The organism is Anaerostipes hadrus ATCC 29173 = JCM 17467, assembly GCF_030296915.1.
Classification (GTDB): Bacteria; Bacillota; Clostridia; order Lachnospirales; family Lachnospiraceae; genus Anaerostipes; species Anaerostipes hadrus.
Map to the genome: position 1 here is coordinate 563,914 of NZ_AP028031.1, position 18,630 is coordinate 582,543.

The 18,630-nt window shown below is 32.4% G+C and carries 15 protein-coding genes and 1 pseudogene; 15 read left to right on the forward strand and 1 reads right to left on the reverse strand.

The annotated features are described in order from the left end of the window. From QUE18_RS02725 to istB, 8 genes are all read left to right on the forward strand, one after another. Window positions 1–969, forward strand: a complete 969-nt coding sequence (locus QUE18_RS02725; RefSeq protein WP_009204101.1) for a glycosyltransferase family 2 protein — start codon at window positions 1–3, stop codon at window positions 967–969. After that, the gene (locus QUE18_RS02730) at window positions 966–2,039 is read left to right on the forward strand and encodes a glycosyltransferase (RefSeq protein WP_009204102.1); all 1,074 of its coding nucleotides are present in this window, start codon (window positions 966–968) and stop codon (window positions 2,037–2,039) included. The genes QUE18_RS02725 and QUE18_RS02730 overlap by 4 nt, the downstream gene beginning before the upstream one ends. A gap of 11 nt (window positions 2,040–2,050) precedes the next feature. Then, window positions 2,051–3,202: a hypothetical protein gene (locus tag QUE18_RS02735; RefSeq protein ID WP_009204103.1), complete on the forward strand. Its 1,152-nt coding sequence runs from the start codon at window positions 2,051–2,053 to the stop codon at window positions 3,200–3,202. Then, window positions 3,199–4,662: a flippase gene (locus QUE18_RS02740; protein ID WP_009204104.1), complete on the forward strand. Its 1,464-nt coding sequence runs from the start codon at window positions 3,199–3,201 to the stop codon at window positions 4,660–4,662. Before QUE18_RS02735 ends, QUE18_RS02740 begins: the two co-directional genes overlap by 4 nt. A 3-nt stretch (window positions 4,663–4,665) precedes the next feature. Beyond that, window positions 4,666–5,784, forward strand: coding sequence for a UDP-galactopyranose mutase (glf, locus tag QUE18_RS02745; RefSeq protein ID WP_195465717.1), 1,119 nt, complete (start codon window positions 4,666–4,668; stop codon window positions 5,782–5,784). A gap of 37 nt (window positions 5,785–5,821) precedes the next feature. Beyond that, window positions 5,822–6,739, forward strand: coding sequence for a nucleotidyltransferase family protein (locus tag QUE18_RS02750; RefSeq protein ID WP_009204107.1), 918 nt, complete (start codon window positions 5,822–5,824; stop codon window positions 6,737–6,739). Window positions 6,740–7,089: 350 nt separating this feature from the next. Then, on the forward strand, window positions 7,090–8,625 hold the full coding sequence (gene istA, locus QUE18_RS02755) for an IS21 family transposase (RefSeq protein WP_040344287.1): 1,536 nt from the start codon (window positions 7,090–7,092) through the stop codon (window positions 8,623–8,625). A gap of 6 nt (window positions 8,626–8,631) precedes the next feature. Further along, window positions 8,632–9,408: an IS21-like element helper ATPase IstB gene (gene istB, locus QUE18_RS02760; protein ID WP_009203658.1), complete on the forward strand. Its 777-nt coding sequence runs from the start codon at window positions 8,632–8,634 to the stop codon at window positions 9,406–9,408. Between the two features lie 11 nt (window positions 9,409–9,419). Here istB and QUE18_RS02765 read toward each other — a convergent pair whose 3' ends face one another. After that, a complete protein-coding gene (locus QUE18_RS02765; protein ID WP_286258893.1) occupies window positions 9,420–9,914 on the reverse strand; it encodes a hypothetical protein in 495 nt (164 codons plus the stop codon). A 902-nt stretch (window positions 9,915–10,816) separates the two neighbouring features. Between QUE18_RS02765 and QUE18_RS02770 the strand changes: the two genes are divergently transcribed. From QUE18_RS02770 to galE, 7 genes and pseudogenes are all read left to right on the forward strand, one after another. Further along, window positions 10,817–12,220 (forward strand): AAA family ATPase, encoded by a 1,404-nt coding sequence (locus QUE18_RS02770; RefSeq protein WP_009203967.1) that lies wholly within the window; start codon window positions 10,817–10,819, stop codon window positions 12,218–12,220. After that, window positions 12,213–12,923, forward strand: a complete 711-nt coding sequence (locus QUE18_RS02775; RefSeq protein WP_009203966.1) for a hypothetical protein — start codon at window positions 12,213–12,215, stop codon at window positions 12,921–12,923. The genes QUE18_RS02770 and QUE18_RS02775 overlap by 8 nt, the downstream gene beginning before the upstream one ends. A 229-nt stretch (window positions 12,924–13,152) precedes the next feature. Continuing rightward, a pseudogene (locus QUE18_RS02780) lies at window positions 13,153–13,652 on the forward strand (P-loop NTPase family protein); the annotation flags it as partial. A 54-nt stretch (window positions 13,653–13,706) separates the two neighbouring features. Continuing rightward, the gene (locus tag QUE18_RS02785; protein WP_009203962.1) at window positions 13,707–14,969 is read left to right on the forward strand and encodes a glycoside hydrolase family protein; all 1,263 of its coding nucleotides are present in this window, start codon (window positions 13,707–13,709) and stop codon (window positions 14,967–14,969) included. Window positions 14,970–15,033: 64 nt separating this feature from the next. After that, the gene (glf, locus tag QUE18_RS02790; RefSeq protein ID WP_040344388.1) at window positions 15,034–16,152 is read left to right on the forward strand and encodes a UDP-galactopyranose mutase; all 1,119 of its coding nucleotides are present in this window, start codon (window positions 15,034–15,036) and stop codon (window positions 16,150–16,152) included. Window positions 16,153–16,188: 36 nt separating this feature from the next. Next, window positions 16,189–17,436: a DUF1015 domain-containing protein gene (locus QUE18_RS02795; RefSeq protein ID WP_330380027.1), complete on the forward strand. Its 1,248-nt coding sequence runs from the start codon at window positions 16,189–16,191 to the stop codon at window positions 17,434–17,436. A gap of 109 nt (window positions 17,437–17,545) precedes the next feature. Next, entirely contained in the window at window positions 17,546–18,568 is a 1,023-nt protein-coding gene (gene galE / locus QUE18_RS02800) for a UDP-glucose 4-epimerase GalE (RefSeq protein ID WP_008394200.1), read from the forward strand. The last annotated feature ends 62 nt before the right edge of the window (window positions 18,569–18,630 follow it).

Here is an 18,630-nt window from a genome sequence, read left to right on the forward strand (position 1 = left end):
ATGGATAAAAAAATCACAGTGATTGTGCCAGTATATAATACGAAAAAATTTTTAAAAAGATGTATTATGAGTATTATGAATCAGAGTTATAGTAATTTAGAAATAATAATTATTAATGACGGATCAACTGATGGTTCAGAGAAAATATGCAATGAATTGGAGAAAGCAGATGAAAGAATAAGAGTAATACATCAAAAAAATAATGGCATTGCGGCAACTAGAAATATTGGAATAGAAAATGCAACAGGACAATATATTTCATTTGTGGATTCGGATGATTATTTAGAAAAAGATTTATATAAAAGTTTATTAGATAGAAAGATAAAATCAGATAAAGAAATATTAATATTTGATTATGAAATTTGTGATGTTAATGGAGATGTGATACGAAATCCAACATTAGCAAATAAAAATCATTTGGTACAAAAGATGGAATATTACTCAAATGATGAGCTTCTCCATTTAATATGGAATGAAAAGCTTTTTTGTTATTTATGGAGTATGTTAATTCCTAAAAAATTGTTTGAAAATATTCAATTTCCAAATGGACGATTGTATGAGGATGAAGCTGTCTTTTATAAATTGTTTATGGAAAGTGATGGGGCAGAATATATTCCATATAAAGGATATCATTATGTACAGCACAATAATTCAATAACAAAAACCTTAAGAAGTAAGGATATGTGGAATCGAGTAAAAACATATCGTGAAGCAGAAGAATATATAAAAAGACTTTCAAATGAACTAAAGAATGATTTCAAAAAACATAAAATTAATATTCTGTTAATGTGTTATTGTACATTATCTAAATTAGAAAAAAATTCGAATGAAATGAAAGAATTAAGGTTAGAAATTTTAAAAGATAGCATGTATTTAGAATCTAAAGAAAAAATAAAAAAAATACTGTTAAAATTAAATTGTTTACATATAATACTTAATTTAAAAGGAAAATTGGAGAAGAAAAGATGATTACAAGTATTAATGAAATTGTAATAGATGAAAATGATAATTTTACTGCGTTAGGAAAAGCGAGAGCAGATATACAAACAATTTTGGAAAATTCAAATTATAATGTATTGGATTTGAATGTACATCGTTTGCAAAGTGAAAAAAATATTTTTAAAAAATTATTAAATCATTATAGCATGTCGAAAATATGGATAAAGAAATGTAGTGTTTTACCAAAAGAGAAATTTGCATTAGTACAATTTCCACCAATTGCCAATTATTTTTTTTTAAAACACACATTCAAAGTATTAAAAAGAAAAAATATAAAATTAGTGGCGGTTATTCATGATTTAGAAACTATGCGTTATGCATTAGTTGATGATATTCCTAAAAAAACAAAATTAATGTATCAAATGCAGGAGATACCAGCATTGAAACAATTTGATCTCATTATTGTTCATAATAGTTCGATGAAATCTTTTCTTAAAAAGAAAGGGATTGATGAATCTAGAATGATTTCATTAGGAATTTTTGATTATTTGATACCAGATTTTGATGAAAAGAAAACAATACCAATAAAAGAACGTAAAAATAGTGTTATTATTGCGGGAAATCTTTCAAGAGAAAAATCAGAGTATATATATCATTTACCTAAAAATGTAGACTTTGACTTATATGGAATGCATTATGAAGATGAGGGGTTAGATAACATTTGTTATCACGGAGCGTTTCCAGCAAATGAGTTACCTTTAAAATTAAATGGTAGGTTTGGTTTGGTATGGGATGGATATTCAGCAAATGGATGCCAAGGAACTTTTGGACAGTATTTGAAGTTAAATAATCCACATAAAACATCCTTATATTTAGCATCAGGTATACCAGTGATTATATGGGAAAAAGCTGCTTTAGCACCATTTATAGTCGAAAATAATTTGGGGATTGCAGTGAATGATTTGTCTGAAATTAAAGATAGATTGTTGGAAATTTCAGATATGCAATATAATACTATGGCACAAAATGTAAAAAAGATTTCTAACAAACTTAGAAATGGTTATTATATAAAAGCGGCTTTAGAGAGTATCGATAGGTAAAGTGAGGAAAAATGAGAGTAAAGTATTCAGAAATTTTATTTTTTTTAGGCATGATAGCAATTATGTTTGGAAATTTATTTATGGTAACAGCATATCCTTTTGTTTATCCTGGAGTAGCTATAATTTTAAAACTGGTTCGATATTTAGGCTATATGATAATAATATTAAAAATATTATATGATTTATTTTATATAAAAGATTTAATAAAAATGTTAATATTCATTATATTTCTTGTATTAAGTGCAGTTATATCAAAAGATAAAGAATTATTATTTATAGGATTAATGATTATTGGCTCAAGAGGAATTGAATTGGAAAAAATATTAAAATGTCTATGTATTTTACAAGTAATTGTTGTATTTTTTACTTTATTAGGATGTGGATTGCATGTTATTCCAGATGTTATCTTTGATTTGGATAACAGAATTCGACATACAGTTGGATTTTATTATGTTTCGTATTTACCACATATATATACAATGCTTGTGATTGTATGGTTATACTTGAAAAGATATACTATAAAATTCTATGAATATATTTTGATTACTATAGTGAATATTCTGGTATATAGAGTATCAGCTACGAGAGTAGATTTTGCTATAGTATTTTTAGCAATTTTACTTCATATTATAGTTTCTAATGGAATTGTTATAAGACAATTAAAAGCGGTTATTAAATTTATTTTGAAAAATAGTACGTTATTATGTGCCACTTGTATGTTAGTATTAACGATTATCTATAATCATTCTTTGAGTTTATTAGATAAAATTTTATCTAATCGATTACATTTAGGTCATCGAGCATTTGAAAAATATGGAATACACATGTTGGGACGGAAAATAGAATGGTTAGGATATAATTTTGAAAATGCGGGTAAATTGAAAGGTGATTATCAGATAGTAGATTCATCATATATTCATACAATAATTAATTATGGACTTATTATATTTGTAATTTTTATTATTTTATTTACAATATTAGAGTATAAAACAGTAATTGAGGAAAATTATTTTTTAGCAGTTTCATTGATGCTTTGCTCGTGTGCATGGATGATAGATCCACTATGGTTAGATTTGGCATTTAATCCATTTATTTTTTGCATTTCAAATTGTTTTGAAAAGAACACTTCAGAATATTACAGAAAGAGTATATGTGACATATGAAAATCAAATCAGTAAAATTCAATTTCATAATGAACTTCATATTAACTGCATCAAATTTTATTTTTCCGTTGATTACGTTTCCATATGTATCCAGAATTTTAGGAGTTTCAGGAACAGGAAAAGTTTCTTTCGCAATATCTGTAGTAAGCTATTTTACAATGGTAGCAGCATTAGGAATTCCTACATACGGAATTCGGACAACAGCGAAAGTAAGAGATGACCAGGAAAAGTTGAATAGAACAACACAGGAAATTTTAAGCATTCATTTGTTTATGATGTTACTAGTATCTATTGTATACATATTAGCAATTTTATTCGTTCCAAGATTTCAATCTGATCGAACTTTGTTTCTTGTGGTAGGAGTATCAATTTTACTAGATCCATTAGGGGTTAATTGGCTGTATCAAGGATTAGAGCAGTACGGTTACATAGCAAAACGTTCGATATTTTTAAAATTTGTAGGTGTTATTTTGATGTTCATGTTCATACATAGTCCAGATGATTATGTATTTTATGGAGTAACTTCCATTTTGGCATCTGCAGGTTCTAATGTGTTGAATTTTATTAATCTTAGAAAATATGTATCGTTAAAACCAGTTGGAAATTATGATATTAAACAGCATTTAAAGCCGATTTTAATATTATTTGCCCAGGTTGTTGCGGTAAATATTTATACCAATCTGGATAATGTCATGCTTGGTTTTATGAAAACGGATGTAGATGTTGGATTGTATGCAGCAGCAGTAAAGGTAAAGACTATTTTAACAAGCTTGGTAACATCCCTAGGGGCGGTTTTATTGCCTAGACTATCATATTATATTATGGAAGGAAGAAAAGAAGAATTCCAGACATTGATAAGGAAAGCATATAATTTTGTTATTGTTATTGCTTTGCCGTTAATGTTATTCACAATTTTTTATGCAAGAGATTGCTTAGTATTTCTTTCAGGAAAAGAGTTTATTGGAGCAACATTGGCGATGCAGATTATTGCACCAACAATTGTTTTGATTGGATTATCAAATTTATTGGGAATTCAGGTATTAACACCATTGAATAAAGAAAAACAGTTGGTTTACTCTGTTGTTGCAGGCGCAGTGGCAGATTTGATTTTAAATATTATCTTTATTCCTAAGATGGGAGCAGCAGGAGCATCACTGGGTACGTTAGTTGCGGAATTTGTTGTGTTAATTGTACAGATTATGTATTTGAAAGATTTGTTTTTTAAGATAGCAAAACAGGTTCAATACTGGAAAGTGTTGGTAGCGTTGGTTTTGGCAAATATTATATCTATAAAGTGCAGTGGATTTGTTGATATGGTATTTTTAAAATTAGTAGTAGCAGGTATCAGCTTCTTTGGGATTTATGGCACAATTTTATTGCTGACGAAAGAGAAATTTGTACAAAATTATGTAGTTGATGGGATACTTAAGAAGAGTTTTCTCAAAAAGAAAGGAAAGTAACAAATGAAACAATATGATTATTTGATTGTAGGTTCTGGACTTTACGGAGCTGTTTTTGCACAGCAGGCAGCTACAAAAGGAAAGAAAGTATTAATAATTGATAAACGTCCGAATATTGCAGGGAATGTATATACAGAGGATATTGAGAAGATTCATGTGCATAAATATGGAGCACATATCTTCCATACAAACAATAAAAAAGTATGGAATTATATCACAAAGTTTGCGAAATTTAATCGTTTTACAAATTCACCAGTTGCAAACTATAAGGGAGAATTATATTCTCTTCCGTTTAATATGTATACATTCAATAAGATGTGGGGAGTAATCACACCACAGGAAGCGGCAGATAAGATCAAACAGCAGAAAAAAGAAGCAGGGATCACAGAGCCAAAGAACTTAGAAGAACAGGCAATCAGTCTGGTCGGAACAGATATTTACGAAAAACTGATCAAAGGATATACAGAAAAACAATGGGGAAGACCATGTACAGAACTTCCTTCCTTTATTATCAAAAGACTTCCAGTACGTCTGACATTTGATAATAATTATTTCAATGCCTTATATCAGGGAATTCCGGTTGGCGGATATACAAAGATGGTAGCCAATATGTTAGGAGATGTAGAAGTACGTTTGAACACAGATTACTTTGAGAACAAAGAAGAACTGGATGCATTGGCAGAGAAAGTCATTTATACCGGACCAATCGATGCATATTTTGATTATAAATTAGGAGCATTAGAATACCGATCCGTAAGATTTGAAACAGAAGTTTTAGACCAGCCAAACTTTCAGGGAAATGCAGCCGTAAACTACACAGATGTCGAAACACCATGGACGAGAATCATTGAGCATAAGTGGTTTGAATTTGGAAAAGATGAAGAAGGAAAGGATCTTCCAAAGACAGTGATCAGCCGAGAATATAGTTCAGAGTGGAAATTAGGAGATGAACCATATTATCCAGTCAATGATGAGAAAAATGGCAGATTATATGAAGAATACAAAAAACTGGCTGAGAAAGAAGAAAATATCATCTTTGGCGGAAGACTTGGTGAGTACAAATATTACGATATGGATGCGGTGATTGCAGCTTCACTTGATATGTGCGAAAAAGAATTATAGAGTTTAGGATTTGAGAAGATACAGGAAGGAGGATATGATGGATACAACATTAATTATTATGGCAGCGGGGATTGGTTCCAGATTTGGAGAAGGGATTAAACAATTGGCAAAGATGGGGCCAAATGGGGAAATTATTATGGATTACTCTATTTACGATGCAAAAGAAGCAGGGTTCAATAAAGTAGTTTTTATTATTCGTAAAGATATTTTTGAAGAGTTTGAGGAAGTTATCGGAAGCAGAATAAAAAAACAAATTGACGTTGAATATGTATTTCAGGAACTTAATGATCTTCCAGAAGGATTTAAATTACCAGAAGGAAGAACAAAGCCATGGGGAACAGGACAGGCAGTACTATGTTGTAAGGATGTTGTGAAAGAACCATTTGTAATTATTAATGCAGATGATTATTATGGCAAAGAAGCATTTGTGAAACTGCATGATTTCTTAGTAAACGGAGAAGATTTAGGTAGAGAGTTTACAATGGGTATGGGTGGATTTATCTTAAAGAATACATTAAGTGATAATGGTACCGTGACTAGAGGTGTGAGTGTGGTTGACGAGAATGGTTTACTAAGTCAAGTACATGAAACAACAGGAATAGAAATGGGAGAAGACGGAGAAATCAAATGCGACGATCCTAAAGTACAAGAATGGATTAGTCCGGAAGATAAAGTATCTATGAACATGTGGGCAGGATATCCAGAATTTATAGATTATTTAGCAGAAGATTTTAAAGATTTCCTTGCCAATGTGAAAGAAGGAGATTTAAAGAGTGAATATTTGTTGCCGAATATTGTGGACAAACTGTTAAAAGAGAAAAGAGCCAATGTTAAAGTATTAGAGACACAGGATCGTTGGTTTGGAGTTACGTATAAAGAAGATAAAGAAATTGTTCAAAAGGCTTTCGCAGAGTTGATTCAGAATGGTGTTTATGCGGAGAGGCTTTGGAAGTGATGAAATTATTGAGGATCTAAATGATTGATGTTGTTTAGATCCTTAATTTATAATAAAAACTAGCAATATGAAAGTTTGGTAAATATATAATCATGTATTATAATACAAATAACAGTATCCCTTAATAGTCGATAATTTTTTGTGTCATTATTCATCATAAAAATTGTTTATTGCTTCACTTATTGTATTTTGTGAATAATCTTGGACTGATTGAGCCATCTGTCCGACATGGTTGAGCCACCATTCCATTTTAGGCTGAGCCACTGTTCCGGATTCATTGAGCCGATTCCTTTATAATAGTTTTATACACTTTTATTAGGTGTAAATCTATTATGAAGGAGGTCCTAACGATGACCAAATATCGTGAGATTCTCAGACTTTCCAGTCTGGGATTTAGTAATCGGAACATTGCTTTAAGTGTTCCATGTTCTCGAAATACTGTTTCAAAAGTTTTAAAACGTGCTAAGGAGTTAAATCTTTCCTGGCCATTATCAGATGATCAGACAGATGCAGTATTAGAGCAGTTGTTATATCCAAAACTACACAACAGATCAAACCGTCGGATGCCTGATTATGATTACATCCGAAAAGAACTACTCCGCAATGGTGTCAGTAAAAAACTTCTCTGGACAGAATATATTGAAGATTGCCGTGCAAATGGAGATGAACCATTGATGTATTCTCAATTCTGTTATCACATTCAACAGGATGAGCAGAAACATCGTGCTACCATGCATATCAAACGTAAACCTGCAGAGCAGATCGAAGTTGACTGGGCTGGTGATCCTGCAATGATCATCGATCCAGATACAGGAGAGATCATCAAGGCACATATCTTTGTTGGTGTGATGACATACAGTCAGTATACTTACGTTGAAGCTTTTTTGGATATGAAACAACGATCATGGATCAAGGCTCATATTCATATGTATGAATATTTTGGCGGTGTTGCAAAGATCCTCGTGCCAGATAATTGTAAAACAGCAGTTATCCATAACGGAAAACGGAAAGATCAACAGATCAATCAAATCTATCAGGAACTAGCTGAACATTACGGAACTGCGATCATACCTGCTCGTGTCAGAAGTCCTAAAGATAAACCGAATGCAGAGGGAACCGTTGGAAATATATCTACGTGGATCACAGCAGCACTTCGCAATGAACAGTTCTTTTCACTTGCGGAATTAAATCGGGCTATCAGAAAAAAACTTTTGACTTTTAACCAAAAACTCTTTCAAAAAAAGGAAGGTAGCCGGTTGGAGCTATTCCTTGAAAATGAAAAGCCTTTGCTATCCCCATTACCTGCTACCCGTTTTGAACTAAGCGACTGGAAAACCGCCACAGTTCAGTTCAATTATCACATATCTGTGGATAAAATGCTATATTCAGTTCCTTATGAATACATCAAAAAGAAAGTTGATGTAAAAATAACAGATAATACAGTTGAGATCTTTTATAATCACAATCGTATTGCTTCTCATCGTCGACTAAAAGGACGTCCGGGTCAATACAGTACTGTTACAGCACATATGCCAGAGGATCATCAGAAATATCTTGAATGGAATGGTGATCGTTTCCGTAAATGGGCTGAACAGATTGGAATAAATACATATCATGCAGTCAATGCAATCTTAACCTCCAAACGTGTGGAGCAGCAAACCTACCGAAGTTGTATGGGATTACTGAAGCTTGCTGAAAAGTACTCTGATACTTTATTGGAAGCTGCTTGTAAAAAAGCCTTATCCTATACTTCGTCACCGAGTTATAAGAGCATTAAAAACATTCTTGTGACCAGTTCAAAAAAACTGAAATCGGAAGCTGATCATACAGAATCCACACACAAAGCACACGGCATCACAAGAGGTGCTGATTATTATCGGAGGTAAATAACTATGACAAATCAAAGCACAATTGATAAATTAATTGAAATGCGACTTAGCTGCATGGCAGATTCATTTCGTAATCAGTTGAATGATCCTGAATTTAACGAAGTTCCTTTTGAAGACCGGTTCGGTATGATTGTAGATATCGAATATAATAACCGAAAAAGTAATCGATTAAAGAGACTGATCAAAAAAGCTGAGTTTGATCAGCCAGATGCAAGTATCATGGATGTCGATTATACATCCGGACGTAAACTGAACAAGGAATTGATCACTCGTCTTGCTACATGTGAATATATATCTGAACATAGAAATATCTTTATCACAGGTGCAACTGGTTGCGGAAAAACGTACATGGCATGTGCCTTTGGTATGGAAGCATGTAAACAATATTTTAATACCAAGTATGTTCGGTTACCTGATCTTTTGATTGATCTTGAGCTGGCTCGTGACAATGGCAATTACAAAAAGATCATGGCTAAATATGCAAATCCAGTTCTTCTTATTTTAGATGAATGGCTTTTATTAAAGCCAACTGAATCAGAACAAAGAGATATTTTTGAACTTTTACACAGAAGACGTAAAAAATCATCTACCATCTTTTGTTCTCAGTATGAATTTGAAGAATGGTATGATCAACTTGGAGGTTCAGACAGTCCATTGGCAGATGCTATATTAGATCGTATTGCATATGACAGTTATCGGATCAATATCAGAGGTATTGATATTGAACATGATATTTCTATGCGCGAAGTTTACGGATTAGATAAATCATTACGCGAGTAAACTCGCAGATATTATAGTGGCTCACTCCGCCTGGACAGATGGCTCAGTCTAAACTGGACAGGCGGCTCTGCCGCATAAGAATATTCATTTTGAACTTGATTAACAATATTTTTGTTGTAAATACCTTTATGATTACATATAATACACTTGTAATAACCAGTGTTTTCTCTATCGTTTATGGGAACTATTTTATGATGTGTTATCCAGCAAACAGGACATAGCCTTTGATGTTTTGATTTCCAATAATAGAAGTCGCCATTATTGTCTTTAACAATATCATCGGAAATTAGTTTTTCCAAAGTTTCACAACGCTCTTTATATTCATTACATTTTATTTGTAATTTTTCGATTTTTTCTTCTAAGGATTTTTGTGTTGATGTTAATTTTTTCTTATTAACAATATGGTTAAAAAATCCACTTACTATACATCCAAATAATGTAAATGTTGCACACAATGCAGAAATACTATCTGGATAATTTTTAAAAACTTCAATTATTATTTTCATTTTTATATCCATTCCTTTCGCGCTGCTCAAGGCACAAAACGTCATGAAAAAACGTTGGCTTATTGCAGCTTTCTTTTTATAATTGTTTCCATAGGGATATTCAGTAGTAAACGCGCAATAGCACGTACCTTTTTTTATTAAAATTACTCTGCTATCATTATCCTATACAAAATATAAAAAGTCAAAAAAGTTAAGTACTTAACTTTTTGTACTTGGATAGGAGATGATCACATAAAAACTCAACCAAGTTTAGTTGCTTCACAAGTCCGACTTCAGCAATGGGCCAGACAGATCCATGAATGCAAATCACGTCCGGCAGGCATGAAGGTTGAAACATGGTGCAGCCAAAATGGAATCACAAAGGCTAACTACTATTACAGACTCCGCCGTGTCCGTGAAGCTTATATTGAAACAACTCAGAGTTCTGAAACTATTTTTGTGGAACTTCCTGTTATGTCTGAATCAGAAAAATCTGAAAAACAGGAGTCAAAAAACCTGCCTGTGGCACGGATCCATACTGATGACAATCTGTCAATTAGTAATTAAGGTCCCGTAGACATTAAGAAATCAGTCTACAAAATAAATTGCAAAATTAAGACTAAATTATTCAAAAAATTCCAAATAAATTAAATAATGATTTAATGTATAGAGCGAAATTAGTTAGAAAGTCATATCAAAAATGGCTATGGGTTTTTATTGTCGTAGTATACTGTTTATGATCTCTCAAAGATCTTAAGAATAAAAGAAGAATGTTATTGAAATTTTATAACATTCTTTTTTTACATAAAATTTGGCACTGTTTTTGCGAAAATGGAATAAAAAATATAAAAATAAAAAAATATTGATAATTTTTCTGCAATAGCATAAAATAGAAAATAATAGAAGGCGTATGGAGGAAGATTATGAGTCAAACAATTGTTAGGTTACAAGGATTGGAATTAAGAAATATAAAGAATGTTGAATTTGGAAAAATTGAAATGCCTAATAGTTATCAAAATGAGAGAAGATATAATAATTCAGAGATATTAGGGCTATATGGACAAAATGGTTCAGGAAAAACAGCTGTTATTGATACAATGTATTTTTTACAAAAATTTATGACCGGAGAAAGTATAGAAAAAAAATTAACAGATTACATTAATATGAAGAAAGAAAGTGCAGAATTAAAAGCATCATTTATTATTTTTGAAGACAATATTATGTATGATGTAGATTACAATATTTGTATTGTACGAGAAAAAGATAATTTCGCAGTTATTAAAAAAGAAAGTTTGAGCTGTTCAAAAATTATTGAAGATAAAAAAATAAATAATAAAACAATATTTATGGAATTTAAAAGAGACAATAGAGAAGATATTTTTACACCGAAAAAGAGATTAGAAGAATTATTAGATGAGAATAAAGAAGATAAAACGGATTTGATAGTAGCAAAAAAAATGGCAGAAAAATCAAATTGTTCTTATATATTTGGAGCAAATAGCAGGGAAATCTTTTTTAAGAAATATGATGGAAAATTTCAGCAATATTCTTTTATTATAAAAAGATTATTTGAATTTGCGGTGAAGGATTTATTTGTAATTAATAATGTACATTCAGGTGTGATTTCAGCAAACATTGTTTTACCAATGGCTTTTAGAATTGATAGTGAAAATAATGGGGTAAAAGGAGATTTGCCAGTATCTCTTTTAGAAACGACTATCTTGGATAATGAAGATTTAAAAATATTAAGAAATATTATTGAAGAAATTAATACAGTTTTGTATACAATTATTCCAGGATTAAGAATTGAAATTAAAGAATATGGCAGCCAGTTAATGGATAATGGAGAAGAAGGATATAAAATTGAACTTATGTCATCAAGAGAAGGGATGCCGTCATTTCCAATTAGAATGGAATCAGAGGGAATTATAAAAATAATTTCAATCTTAAATGCATTAATTCAAGCGTTTAGTGATCCTTCTATTTGTCTGGCAATAGACGAATTAGATGCAGGAATATTCGAATATATATTAGGAGAATTGCTGCAAATATTTGATGAGAGTGCAAAGGGCCAATTGATTTTTACATCACATAATCTTAGAGCATTAGAAATGTTGGAAAAAGAAAGTATAATGTTTTCAACAACCAATTCCTCAAACCAATATATTCATATGAAAAATATAAAACAATCAAACAATCTGAGAGATGTTTATTTAAGAAGCATAACACTTGGAGGACAGAAAGAAGAAATTTATAAAGAAACCAGTAGCTTGAAGATAGCAAGGGCATTTCGAAAAGCAGGTAGGTGTGTAAAAAATAATGAATGAGAAAAAAGTAATATTATTTATAGTAGAAGGTCCGAGTGATCGAGCAGCATTAGGACCTATTATGGAAGAGTATTTTAATAGTGAAGATATTAAATTTTTGATAGTTCACGGGGATATAACAATTAAAAATTATATTACGAAAGATAATGCTATTATTAAGGTAAATGAACAAATAAAGGAAAAATTAAAGGAATTAAAGAAAAAATATAATTATAGTAAGACAGATTATATTAAGATAATTCATTTGATTGATACGGATGGCGTTTATATATCAGATGATAAAGTAATGCAAAAAGAAGGAGAAAATAGCAACAAATCTAAAGTTTTATATTATGAAGATCATATAGAAGCAGAGAATGTGAATGGAATAAGAAATAGAAATGCAAAGAAATCAGAAGTCTTATTTAAATTAAGAACAACAAAGAATATTGATGGCATTCAATACCGTGTTTACTATAATTCATGTAACTTAGAACATGTATTATACGATGAATTGAAAGATTTTACAGATGATGAAAAATTAGAAAAGTCAGATGATTTTGCTGAGCAATATGAAGGAAAATCAGACGAATTTATTCAATTTATTTCAGATGAATCAGTTGCAGTAGAAGGATCATATAAAGAAACGTGGGAATATATAGAAAAGGATTTAAATTCATTAAATAGACATAGCAATATGAATCTAATCTTTCAAAAAGAATGAGTAAGAAATGAATAATAAAATATCAGCCATCAGAAGTTCTTAAACGGATAAAGACGGAGAATACTATAATAGACGAAAGATAAAGAATTGTGTATAATAAGTATTATTTAGAAGTAACAAAGTACTAAAAAGTGTCAAGAATAACAAAAAAGTACTAATTTTTGCATAAATGGAGGAAAAATCATGGCCAATATGATCACTGCTTTTTTAGGAAAAAAACAGGATTCAGATTCAATTTTTAAGTAACCTTTTGAAGGATCGTTCATATGTACAATTGACTTATATGACAGGAATTCTTCCGATTGCTAAGTATTCCAGTGGATCGGAATTAAATATGTTTTGGGAATATACAATGGCATCTGAGGCGAAATATAATGAATATTTTGGATTTACAGATTCAGAAGTAGATCAGTTGTATGAGAAATATACGAGGAATACACGAGAGATTCATATTTCAAGAGAAGATTTGAAAGAATGGTACGATGGTTATACGACAAAATCAGGAGAGAGAATGTATAATCCAAGATCGGTAGTTTTGGCATTGACAAATAATAATATTGGAAATTACTGGACAAGTTCAGGACCATATGATGAGATTTTTTATTATAAATGATCGTATATGGATTCTTAAGTTACGAGAATGGGGAAGTAAGAATTCCGAATAAAGAGCTGATGAATAAATTTGATGATATTATTATACAGCAATGCGGCAACACAGAAATCAATTAATAGTGCAAAATCGGATTTGAAAAAGAGTATAAATAAACTAAGGAGAAAATAAATTTGAAAAAAAGAAAATTAGTGTTTGCAATTACAGCCATCACGGTATTTTCAGCGATGATGTTAACATCAAACACAAAAGCGCAAGCTGCAGCAAAGAAGACATACACGATCACGCCAAAGTCATCACCATATAAAGGAAAGTACAAAAAAGCAAAAGGATACTACAATTCCACAACAAAACAGTATTTTGCGATCCGCTCTTATTTAGAACTGCTCGAAAAAAAGGGTGGAGGAAAATTAGTCATAAAAAAGGGGACTTATAAGATACCAAATGTTTTATATATTCCATCCAATGTTACGATCGAACTCAAAGATGGTGTAACGATTAAAAAGATCATGAAAACCAAAGCAAAGAAAATGAAACCAGGTGGTGGTATTTTTGAATTGTTGGAACCATCGAAAGCGAAGAAAAAGGGTGTGCATGGACAATATAATGGGGTTCATGATGTTAAGATATATTCAACAGGAAAGGCAGTGGTCGATCAGGATTATCAGGGAAAAACTGGTCAGAATTGTATTGCACTTGTTATGTGTCATAACAGAAATGTTACGATTGAGGGAATCACATTTAAAAATATGAAATATGGACATTTTATCGAGATGGATGCATCACAGAATGTAAATGTCAATCGTTGTACCTTTACAGGATATAAAGCAAGTAAACGTCATACATCCGAGGCAATCAATCTAGATACTCCAGATAAGAAAACAAGAGGGTTTACTCATGGCTGGAGTCAGTATGACTGTACGCCAAATCAGAATGTGCAGATTACAAACTGTATATTTTCAAATCTCGAAAAAGCAATAGGAACACATCAGTATTCTGTAGAAAAATATCACACAGATATCTCAATTTCTGATTGCATGATAAAAAACTGTGTCAGCGGTGGGATTGAGATGATGAACTGGCAAAGAGTGTCTTTGACCAATACGAGATTTATGAATATTGGGAAAAACAGTAAAGGAAAATATACTTCCTATAACAGGGATCGTAAGATCAGAGCAATCTTGGTGCGAGGAGGTGTTTCAGAGATTAATATCGAGGATTGTACGTTTCAGAATCTTCCAAGAGTTATGCAGTGTATGCCATGGAAGAACCAGAATACGGCAACGCAATATCCAATGATATATAATCATATTACACAAGAAGAATACCAAAGGATTGCATCGCAGAATAAAGTGCTTCGTGGTGTTGATGTACCATATATTATTGTGAACACACGTTACAACGATTATAATTATCCAGAGAAATATTATTTTTAAAATGGATATTGGGAGATACCTTGATAATATAGATAAGAAGTTTACAAGAAAGGACAAAACAAAAATGAAACAATATGATTATCTGATCGTAGGTTCCGGTTTATACGGAGCCGTCTTTGCACAGCAGGCAACAGCAAAAGGAAAGAGGGTCTTAGTCATCGACAAACGACCAAATATTGCAGGAAATGTATACACAGAAGATATTGAGAAGATTCATGTACATAAATACGGAGCCCATATCTTCCATACAAACAATAAAAAAGTATGGAATTACATTACAAAGTTTGCAGAGTTTAATCGATTCACAAACTCACCAGTTGCAAATTACAAAGGAGAATTATATTCTCTGCCATTTAATATGTACACATTCAATAAGATGTGGGGTGTGATCACACCGCAGGAAGCTGCAGATAAGATTGAAGAGCAGAAGAAAGAAGCAGGGATCACAGAGCCAAAGAATCTGGAAGAACAGGCGATCAGCTTGGTTGGAACAGATATTTATGAGAAACTGATCAAAGGATACACAGAAAAACAGTGGGGAAGACCATGTACAGAGCTTCCATCCTTTATCATTAAGAGATTACCAGTACGTTTAACATTTGATAATAACTATTTCAACGCCTTATACCAGGGAATCCCAGTGGGCGGATATACAAAGATGATCGCAAATATGTTAGGAGATGTAGAAGTTCGTTTAAATACAGATTATTTTGAACACAAAGAAGAACTGGATGCATTAGCAGAGAAAGTAATCTACACAGGACCGATTGACGCATACTTTGATTACAAATTAGGTGAATTAGAATATCGTTCCGTAAGATTTGAGACAGAAGTATTAGACCAGCCAAACTTCCAGGGAAATGCAGCTGTGAACTACACAGATGCCGAGACACCATGGACAAGGATTATTGAACACAAATGGTTTGAATTCGGAAAAGACGAAGAAGGAAACGACCTTCCAAAGACTGTTATCAGTCGTGAATACAGTTCTGAATGGAAATTAGGAGATGAACCATATTATCCAGTCAATGACGAAAAGAATGGAAAATTATATGAAGAGTATAAGAAATTAGCTGAGAAAGAAAAAAATATCATCTTCGGAGGAAGACTCGGAGAATATAAATATTACGATATGGATGCGGTTATTGCAGCAGCGTTAGATATGTGTGAAAAAGAGTTATAAAGATTTATGTCATATAAGAAAAGAGGAACAAGAAACATGAGCGAAACATTTTTACCAGCAAATATTTTAATGCCACAGGTAGATTCTATGAAGAAATGGGCCGTGATCGCTTGTGACCAGTTTTCATCCCAGCCAGAATACTGGGATGAAGTAAAAGAGTATGTAGGAAATACGCCTTCAACGTTACATCTAATGCTTCCAGAAGCATATCTTGGAAGTGAGGAAGAAGATGAAAAGATCCGAAAGATTCAATCCACAATGAAGAATTATGCAGATGATCATCTGTTGAAAACTTATGAAAATTCTTTGGTTTATGTGGAAAGAACTTTGCAGAATGGAAAGATTCGAAGAGGGATCGTAGGTGCGATCGATCTGGAACAATATAGTTATACGCCAGAACACGAAGCAAAGATCCGTTCCACAGAGAAAACAGTTATGGAGCGAATCCCACCAAGAATGAAGATTCGTTATCAGGCACCGATTGAATTGCCACACGTGATCTTGCTATGCGATGATTGGAAAAATGAAGTATTAGAAATCGTAACAGAGCAGAAGGCAGATCTTGAGAAATTATATGAATTTGATCTGATGCAGGAAGGTGGACATATCGCAGGATGGCTGGTAGACGGAGAGGTCAAAGAACAATTTTTAGAAAAACTACGATCATATGAAGAACAAATGACAGAAAAATATAAAGATTTAAGTGATGAGCCAATGGTCTATGCAGTCGGAGACGGAAACCATTCTCTGGCAACAGCAAAAGCCTGTTACGAGAAGTTAAAGAAAAATCATCAATGGGAACATATCAAAGATCATCCAGCGAGATATGCATTGGTAGAACTCGAGAATCTACATGATGATTCCCAGCAGTTTGAACCAATTCACAGAGTCATTACTGGAACAGATCCAGAAGAATTAATACGTGCATTAAAAACAGAATGTTGTAGCGAAGAAGGACAAACAATTCGCTGCTATTATGGAAAGAAGGAAGAAGTTCTCCATTTGAATTTACATAAACATCAATTAGCAGTTGATAAAATACAGACATTTTTAGATAAATATCTCAAAGACAATTCAGGATGTATTGATTATATCCACGGAGAAGATGTCTTAAAAGAACTGTCAAAAGAAGAGCAGACGATAGGAATTGAACTTCCAGCAATGGAGAAAGATCAGCTGTTTCCAAGTGTGATGACAGACGGAACACTGCCAAGAAAGACATTTTCCATGGGACATGCTTGTGAAAAACGTTATTATATTGAAGGACGAAAGATTCAGAGATAGACGAGTGCCCAATAATTGCTTTACAAGAAAAACTTTAATGATATCGTGAAATGTGGTATGATAAAAAATAGTGTAGATAAATAATATATACAATAATGGAGGAGAGATCATGGCTATTTTAGTAGCAGGTGGTGCTGGATATATCGGCAGCCATACATGTGTGGAACTTTTAAATGCAGGATATGAAGTTGTCGTAGTAGACAATTTATATAATTCTAGTGAAGAAGCTTTAAAGAGAGTAGAGCAGATCACAGGGAAAACAGTAAAATTTTATGAGGCAGATGTTTTAGACCGTGAAGCATTAGAGAAGATCTTTGATGCAGAAGATATTGACTCTGTGATCAACTTTGCAGGATTAAAAGCAGTTGGAGAATCTGTACAGAAACCATTAGAATATTATCATAACAATATCACAGGAACATTGATTCTTTGTGATGTGATGAGAAATCATGGAGTGAAGAATATTATCTTTAGTTCCTCAGCAACAGTCTATGGAGATCCAGCTTTCATTCCAATTACAGAGGAATGCCCAAAAGGACAGATCACAAACCCATATGGACAGACAAAGGGAATGTTAGAGCAGATTTTAACAGACTTCCATGTCGCAGATCCAGAATGGAATGTCGTATTACTTCGTTACTTTAACCCTATCGGAGCACATGAAAGCGGACTGATCGGAGAAGATCCAAAGGGAATTCCAAATAACTTAGTACCATATATTGCACAGGTAGCAGTTGGTAAACTTGAGAAATTAGGAGTCTTTGGTGATGATTATGACACACCAGACGGAACAGGTGTCCGTGATTATATCCATGTTGTAGACCTTGCCAAAGGACATGTGAAGGCATTAAAGAAATTTGAAGAAAAACCAGAAGTACGTATCTACAACCTTGGAACAGGAATCGGATATAGTGTATTAGATGTCTTACATGCATATGAAGAGGCTTGTGGAAAGACACTTCCATATGAGATCAAACCACGAAGAGCTGGAGATATTGCAACATGCTATTGTGATGCGACAAAAGCAAAAGAAGAATTAGGATGGGCTGCAGAAAAAGGAATCAAAGAAATGTGTGCAGATTCCTGGAAATGGCAGTCTATGAATCCGGATGGATATAGAACAGAAGATTAATTATTTCATTATCATAGCATTAGACAAAAGCTGTCGTAGAATATACGATGGCTTTTTTGAAA

Coding starts and splice junctions, on each gene's coding strand:
- istB (WP_009203658.1), top strand. CDS start 8,632: ATGACAAATCAAAGCACAATTGATAAATTAATTGAAATGCGACTTAGC.
- QUE18_RS02770 (WP_009203967.1), top strand. CDS start 10,817: ATGAGTCAAACAATTGTTAGGTTACAAGGATTGGAATTAAGAAATATA.
- QUE18_RS02735 (WP_009204103.1), top strand. CDS start 2,051: ATGAGAGTAAAGTATTCAGAAATTTTATTTTTTTTAGGCATGATAGCA.
- glf (WP_195465717.1), top strand. CDS start 4,666: ATGAAACAATATGATTATTTGATTGTAGGTTCTGGACTTTACGGAGCT.
- QUE18_RS02775 (WP_009203966.1), top strand. CDS start 12,213: ATGAATGAGAAAAAAGTAATATTATTTATAGTAGAAGGTCCGAGTGAT.
- glf (WP_040344388.1), top strand. CDS start 15,034: ATGAAACAATATGATTATCTGATCGTAGGTTCCGGTTTATACGGAGCC.
- QUE18_RS02750 (WP_009204107.1), top strand. CDS start 5,822: ATGGATACAACATTAATTATTATGGCAGCGGGGATTGGTTCCAGATTT.
- QUE18_RS02740 (WP_009204104.1), top strand. CDS start 3,199: ATGAAAATCAAATCAGTAAAATTCAATTTCATAATGAACTTCATATTA.
- QUE18_RS02795 (WP_330380027.1), top strand. CDS start 16,189: ATGAGCGAAACATTTTTACCAGCAAATATTTTAATGCCACAGGTAGAT.
- istA (WP_040344287.1), top strand. CDS start 7,090: ATGACCAAATATCGTGAGATTCTCAGACTTTCCAGTCTGGGATTTAGT.
- QUE18_RS02725 (WP_009204101.1), top strand. CDS start 1: ATGGATAAAAAAATCACAGTGATTGTGCCAGTATATAATACGAAAAAA.
- QUE18_RS02765 (WP_286258893.1), bottom strand. CDS start 9,914: ATGAAAATAATAATTGAAGTTTTTAAAAATTATCCAGATAGTATTTCT.
- QUE18_RS02730 (WP_009204102.1), top strand. CDS start 966: ATGATTACAAGTATTAATGAAATTGTAATAGATGAAAATGATAATTTT.
- galE (WP_008394200.1), top strand. CDS start 17,546: ATGGCTATTTTAGTAGCAGGTGGTGCTGGATATATCGGCAGCCATACA.